7 protein-coding genes are annotated in these 6,429 nt (G+C 64.4%); 6 read left to right on the forward strand and 1 reads right to left on the reverse strand.

The window, feature by feature from the left end; translation table 11 throughout:
- Positions 1-98: 98 nt before the first annotated feature.
- From WBB85_RS10370 to WBB85_RS10385, 4 genes are read left to right on the forward strand one after another with little or no spacing between them, the layout of a single operon-like run.
- Entirely contained in the window at positions 99-1,013 is a 915-nt protein-coding gene (locus WBB85_RS10370; RefSeq protein ID WP_432638542.1) for a branched-chain amino acid ABC transporter permease, read from the forward strand.
- Entirely contained in the window at positions 1,010-1,993 is a 984-nt protein-coding gene (locus WBB85_RS10375; RefSeq protein ID WP_432638543.1) for a branched-chain amino acid ABC transporter permease, read from the forward strand. Before WBB85_RS10370 ends, WBB85_RS10375 begins: the two co-directional genes overlap by 4 nt.
- A complete protein-coding gene (locus tag WBB85_RS10380; protein WP_432638544.1) occupies positions 1,986-2,735 on the forward strand; it encodes an ABC transporter ATP-binding protein in 750 nt (249 codons plus the stop codon). Before WBB85_RS10375 ends, WBB85_RS10380 begins: the two co-directional genes overlap by 8 nt.
- Positions 2,732-3,421 carry an ABC transporter ATP-binding protein gene (locus tag WBB85_RS10385; RefSeq protein ID WP_432638545.1) on the forward strand — a complete coding sequence of 230 codons (690 nt, stop codon included), beginning with the start codon at positions 2,732-2,734 and terminating at the stop codon, positions 3,419-3,421. Before WBB85_RS10380 ends, WBB85_RS10385 begins: the two co-directional genes overlap by 4 nt.
- A 10-nt stretch (positions 3,422-3,431) precedes the next feature.
- Here WBB85_RS10385 and WBB85_RS10390 read toward each other — a convergent pair whose 3' ends face one another.
- The gene (locus WBB85_RS10390; protein ID WP_432638546.1) at positions 3,432-3,758 is read right to left on the reverse strand and encodes an ArsR/SmtB family transcription factor; all 327 of its coding nucleotides are present in this window, start codon (positions 3,756-3,758) and stop codon (positions 3,432-3,434) included.
- Between the two features lie 93 nt (positions 3,759-3,851).
- Here WBB85_RS10390 and WBB85_RS10395 point away from each other — a divergent pair, with 93 nt between their 5' ends.
- A complete protein-coding gene (locus tag WBB85_RS10395; RefSeq protein WP_432638547.1) occupies positions 3,852-5,714 on the forward strand; it encodes an ABCB family ABC transporter ATP-binding protein/permease in 1,863 nt (620 codons plus the stop codon).
- A gap of 155 nt (positions 5,715-5,869) precedes the next feature.
- Positions 5,870-6,429 (forward strand): tetratricopeptide repeat protein (locus WBB85_RS10400; protein WP_432638548.1); only part of this gene is annotated, 560 nt, incomplete at its 3' end.

A 6,429-nucleotide genomic window follows, 5' to 3' on the forward strand; every position in this document is an offset into this window, starting at 1 on the left:
CCCTTGAAGATCGCGGCGACGCCTATGCCGCCGAGTGCAAGATGTGATCGGTCCGGGCCGGGGCGTATCCCCGGTCCGCCTTTCGGGGATGTCCTGACATGCTCTTGCTGGCCGAGCAGGTCCTGAACGGCCTGCAATACGGGATGATGCTGTTTCTCATGGCCGCCGGGCTGACTTTGGTCTTCGGCGTCATGGGACTGATCAACCTTGCGCATGGCTCGCTTTACATGGCGGGCGCTTTCGCCTGTGCCGCAGTCGCCGCCGCGACGGGGTCATTCTGGCTGGGCCTTGCCGCCAGTCTTGCCGCCGCCGCCGCTTTGGGCGCGCTGGTGGAGGTGGTGGTGATCCGGCGGCTTTACGCCCGCGATCACCTTGATCAGGTGCTGGCGACCTTCGCGCTGATCCTCGTCTTTTCCGAAGGCACCCGCTGGCTTTTCGGCTCCTTCCCCCTCTATCTTTCACTGCCGCCCGTCCTGTCGGGCGCGGTGACGCTGCCGGGGGGGCTGGTCTATCCTGCCTTTCGTTTGGCGATCATCGTCATCGGCGCGGGCGTCGCCGTCGGTCTTTTCTGGCTGATCACCCGCACCCGCCTCGGCATCCGCATCCGCGCGGGTGAGGCGGACCGGGAGATGATCGCGGCCCTCGGCGTCGATATCGGCAGGCTCTATACGATGGTCTTTGCCCTTGGCGCGGCACTTGCGGGGTTGGCCGGCGCGCTGGTCGGCTCGGTCCAGTCGGTGCAGGTGGGCATGGGGGAGCCGGTCTTGATCCTCGCCTTCGTCACCGTGGTCATCGGCGGCATCGGCTCGATCAAAGGCGCGCTGATCGGTGCGCTTCTGGTCGGCATGACCGATACGCTGGGCAAGGCCTTGCTGCCGGGTCTTTTCGCGCGCTTCATGGAGGCATCGGCCGCGACATCGGTCGGGTCGGCGCTCGCCTCCATGCTGATCTATGTGCTGATGGCACTGGTGCTGATCTGGCGACCGACGGGTCTTTACGGGGCGCGGGCATGAAGCTGACGGGTGCAGTTCCGAACCTCATGGTCTTCGCGGGGCTGATCGCCGTGGCGGTCATCGCCGATCTGACTGGCAACCCCTATATCGTGACGCTGGCGACCAAGGTGGCGATCTTTGGCCTGGCGGGTGTCGGGCTGAACCTCGCGCTCGGCTATGGCGGCCTTGTGTCCTTCGGTCATGCGGCGTTTTTCGGGCTGGGCGGTTATGTCACGGCGATTCTTGCCAGCCATGCGTCCAGCGGCACGCCCGTGGCGACGTTCCCCTTCACCATGATGGGCACGAATGAGATGCTGGCGATCTGGCCCTTCGCGATCCTCGTCGCGGGGCTTGCCGCCTTGGTCATCGGGGCGCTCAGCCTGCGCACTACGGGTGTCTACTTCATCATGGTGACGCTCGCCTTCGCACAGATGCTGTATTACTTTGCGATCTCCTGGCCGACCTATGGCGGTGAGGACGGGCTCTCATTCTACGTCCGCAACAGCTTTCCCGGAGCGAATACCTTCGCGCCGCTGCAATTCTTCGCCATATGCGCCACGGTCCTTGGCATCACCGTGGTGCTTGTGGCGGTGCTGACTCAATCGCGCTTTGGCCTTGCGCTGCGTGCGGCAAAAGAAAACGACACGCGGGTGATCGCCTCGGGCATCAAGCCCTTTGCCATCCGTCTGACCGCCTTCGTCCTGTCGGGCATGGTTGCAGGGCTGGCGGGTGCCTTGTTTGCCGATCTCAACCGGTTCGTCAGCCCGACGATGCTGAGCTGGCACATGTCGGGGGAGATTATGGTTTTCGTCATCCTCGGCGGCGTCGGGCGGCTCTCTGGGCCCATCGCCGGGGCGGCGGTCTTCATTGCGCTTGAATACCTGCTTGGCCCGGTCAGCGAGCATTGGCAGGCGCTTCTGGGCCTTCTCCTGATCCTCATCGTCCTTTTCGCGCCGAAGGGGCTGATGGGGTTGGCCATGGGACGGCGTGGCCATGTCTGAGCCGATCCTGACCCTCAGCCACCTGTCGAAAAGCTTCGGCGCGCTGAAGGCGACCGACGATGTGTCGCTGGACCTGCGGCCGGGGGAAATTCATGCGCTGATCGGCCCGAACGGGGCCGGGAAATCGACCCTGATCAAAGAGATTGCGGGCGAAATCCGCCCCGATAGCGGGTCGATTACATTCGAGGGGCAGGCGATCGACACCCTTGGCCCGGCCGAGCGCGCCCGGCTGGGTCTGGCGCGCAGCTTTCAGGTCTCATCGGTGATCCCGGGCTTTAACGTGCTGCAAAACGTGATGCTGGCGGTGCAGGGGGCTTCTGGCGCGACGTTCCGCTTCTTCCGACCGGCGCTGTCGGACCGCACTCTCACCGACCCGGCTCTCTTTCACATCCACCACGCGGGGCTCGGTGGGCGCGAAGCAGTTGCCGCGTCGGACCTTGCCCATGGTGAGCGGCGGCGGCTGGAGATCGCCATGGCGCTGGCGATGCGCCCGCGCGCCTTTCTTCTGGATGAGCCGATGGCCGGGATGGGTACCGAGGGTGCGCGCGACCTGACGGCGATGCTCGCCGATCTGAAGGCCGAGGCGCCGATCCTTCTGGTGGAACATGACATGGATGCGGTTTTTGCCCTGGCCGACCGGATTTCGGTGCTGGTCTACGGCCGCGTCATCGCCACGGGCACAGTGGAGGAGATCCGCAGCAATCCGGACGTGCGCCGTTCCTATCTGGGGGAAGAGGCATGACCACGCTTCTCGACCTCAAGGACATCACGGCGGGTTATGGGCCGGTGCAGGCGCTCTTTGGCGTGACGCTGGCGCTGGAGGAAGGCGAGGTTCTGGCGCTGATGGGCCGCAACGGTATGGGCAAGACGACGACCGTGCGGGTGATCATGCGGATGTTGCCGCTTTCCGGGGGAACACTGTTCTTCGGCGGGCGCGACATTGCGCGCCTCTCGTCGCACCGTGCCGCACAGGCGGGGCTGGGTCTGGTGCCCGAGGGGCGGCGCTGCTTCGCGCAGCTGACGGTCGCCGAAAACCTTTCGGTCGCCGCCCGGCCCGGCGACTGGACGCTGCAGCGTGTCCTTGACCTTTTCCCGCGTCTCGGGGAACGCATGGGACAGGCTGCCCGGACGCTTTCGGGTGGCGAACAGCAGATGCTGGCCATCGGCCGGGCGCTCCTGACCAATCCGCGGCTTCTGATCCTCGATGAAGCGACCGAGGGGCTGGCCCCGGTGGTGCGCGCCGAAATCTGGGCGGCGATCCGGGCTTTGAAGGGGCAGGGCGTCTCGATCCTCGTCATCGACAAGTCGCTGAAGGAACTCAGCGGCGTGGCTGACCGGGCGGTGGTGCTTGAACGAGGGGCAAGCGTCTGGTCCGGCAGGATGGCGCGGCTGGGCGAGGATATCGCGGGGCGCTATCTGGGGGTGTGACAGTGCGGGATCAACTCTGCGACTGGACCACGCAGCAGGCGCGGATATCGGGATCGGCGCGGCAGCAATCATTCAGAAGATACGAGATGACCCCGCCGACCCCGGCGGCATCTACCGCATAGATGATCTGGCGCGAAGCCCGGCGTGAAACGATCAGCCCCGCCTGTTCCAGCGCCGAGAGGTGGAACGACAGGCGCGAGGGCGACACTGCAAGCTTTTCGGCGATCTCCCCGGCGGGCATCCCGTCAGTGCCGGTGCCGACCAGCAGCCGCACAAGATCCAGCCTTGTTTCATTGGCAAGTGCCGACAGCGCGGCGAGGGCGGTTGTGCGATCCATAATTCAACATTTCATGAATAGTTGAAACTTAGAGCTTGATAGCCGGTTCAGGTTCTGCGATCAAGCGCCCTGTAATCGTGGAAAGGCGTTCCGATGGCGGATGACGGCAAGCTCAGCGACGGCTGGCAGCGCAGTGTGCGGACTTTGCGGCGAGTTGCGCCCTATCTCTGGCCCGAGGGCGAGAATTGGGTAAAGCGCCGCGTCGTGCTGTCGCTGACGGCACTTGCACTGGCCAAGGTCGTCTCGGTCCTGACACCATTCTTCTACAAGGCTGCCGTTGACGCGCTGTCGAACGAGACGCGCGGTGATGCCTGGTTGCTGGCCTATGGCGCGGTCGGGCTGACCGTGGCCTATGGGCTCGCCCGCGTCGGCTCCATCGGCTTCAACGAATTGCGCGACGTGGTCTTTGTCCGGGTCGGGCAACGGGCCTTGCGCAAACTCGCGCTGGAAACCTTCCGGCATATCCATGCGATGTCGATGCGCTATCACATCACCCGCAAGACCGGGGGTCTCAGCCGGATCATCGAACGGGGCGTGAAGGGCGTCGAGTTCCTGCTGCGGTTCATGCTTCTTTCGGTCGGGCCGCTGATCCTTGAGCTGTCCATGGTCACGGTGATCTTCGCGCTGCTTTTCGACTGGCGCTATGCCGCTGTCGTCGTCGTCACCATCGCGATCTACATCACATATACGTTCAAGATCACCGAATGGCGGGTGAAGATCCGCCGCCAGATGAACGAACAGGATACCGATGCGAACCAGAAGGCGGTCGATAGCCTGTTGAACTTTGAGACCGTGAAATATTTCGGCGCCGAGGCGCGCGAAGCCGCGCGTTACGACGCGGCGATGGCGGGCTATGAACAGGCGGCGGTCAAGACCGGCCAGTCGCTGTCGATGCTGAATTTCGGCCAGTCGATGATCATCACCTCGGGCCTTGTCATCGTCATGGTGATGGCGGCGATGGGGGTGCAGTCGGGTGTGCTGACGGTCGGCGATTTCGTCATGGTCAATGCCTATATGATCCAGATCACCATGCCGCTGAACTTCCTTGGCACCGTCTACCGCGAAATTCGTCAGGCGCTGGTCGATATGGGCGAGATGTTCGACCTGCTCGGCCAGCCCGCCGAGATCACCGACAAGCCCGGCGCGCCGGATCTGGATGTTACGGGCGGCGAGGTGGAATTGGACGCGGTGAAATTCGCCTACGATCCGGCCCGGCCGATCCTCAAGGGCATCAGCCTGAAGGTGGGCGCGGGGCAGACGGTGGCCATTGTCGGCCCGTCCGGCTCGGGCAAGTCGACCATCGGGCGGCTTTTGTTCCGCTTTTACGACGTGACCGGCGGGGCGCTGAAGATCGACGGTCAGGATGTGCGCGACATCACCCAAGGCAGCCTGCATGCACGGATCGGCGTCGTGCCGCAGGACACGGTCCTGTTCAACGATACGGTGCTTTACAACATCGCCTATGGCCGCCCCGACGCGGCCTGCGAGGAACTGATCGCGGCGGCGAAGGCCGCGAAGATCCACGATTTCATCATGTCGCTGCCGGAAGGCTATGAAACCAAGGTGGGTGAGCGCGGGCTGAAACTCTCGGGCGGCGAAAAGCAGCGCGTCGGCATTGCCCGAACCCTGTTGAAAAACCCGCCGATCCTTCTGCTGGATGAGGCGACATCGGCGCTCGACACCCAGACCGAGCGTGACATTCAGGACACCCTGAAGGCGATGGGCGAGGGGCGGACGGTGATCACCATCGCCCATCGCCTCTCTACCATCGCCGATGCCGACCGGATCGTGGTTCTGGAAAAGGGCGAGATTGTCGAGGAAGGCACGCATGACGACCTTCTGGCACGGGCGGGACGCTATGCCGCGATGTGGGCGCGTCAATCGGCCGAGGAAGAGACCGGTGCGCCAGCGGGTCCGCGCCTGCGGCTTGCCGATAGCGAAGAGGCGGCGGGCTGAGCCCTTGCCAAATTGTGCAGGCGCTGGTCGCGCCTGCAAGACATGCATGGTGCCCCGGGGGCAGGCGTGGCGCGGGCTTGGCAAGGTCGCGCGCTTGCGTGTAAGACGGTGCCGGACAAAGGTCCCATGCGGGGCCTGAGGTGGGAGAAGACCGCGTGAGCGAGACCGACAGTTTCATCGAGGAAGTCACCGAAGAGGTGCGCCGCGACAAACTCTACCAGACCTTCCGCAAATATGGCTGGATCGCAGTCACGCTGGTCGTCGCAATTGTTGGCGGCGCTGCCTGGAGCGAATGGCAGAAGTCATCGGCGCGCAATGCGGCGCAAGCCTTCGGCGATGCGATTCTGGCCGCACTCGACAGTGACGATGCGGCGGCCCGTGTGGTGGCGCTGGAACAGATCGGCGCGGGAGAGGCGGCACCCGGTCAGGCGGCGGTTCTTGGCTTTATCGCCGTTGATGAGGCGTTGAAAACTGGCGACCGCGACGGTGCGCTGGCCCGTCTGAACGCGATGGCCGAAGATGCCGCTTTGCCCGAAAGCTATCGCCAGCTGGCCGAGCTGAAGGCGGTGATCATGGCGGGCGGCGCGATGGATGCGGGCGCGCGTGATGCGGCACTCGAACGACTTGCGACACCGGGCGCGCCCTATCGGGTTCTGGCGATGGAACAGCAGGCATTGGCGCTGGTGGACGTCGGTGAGGCCGAACAGGCGATCAC

Origin of the sequence: Albidovulum sp. (assembly GCF_049646345.1) — a bacterium.
Lineage (GTDB): Bacteria > Pseudomonadota > Alphaproteobacteria > Rhodobacterales > Rhodobacteraceae > Albidovulum.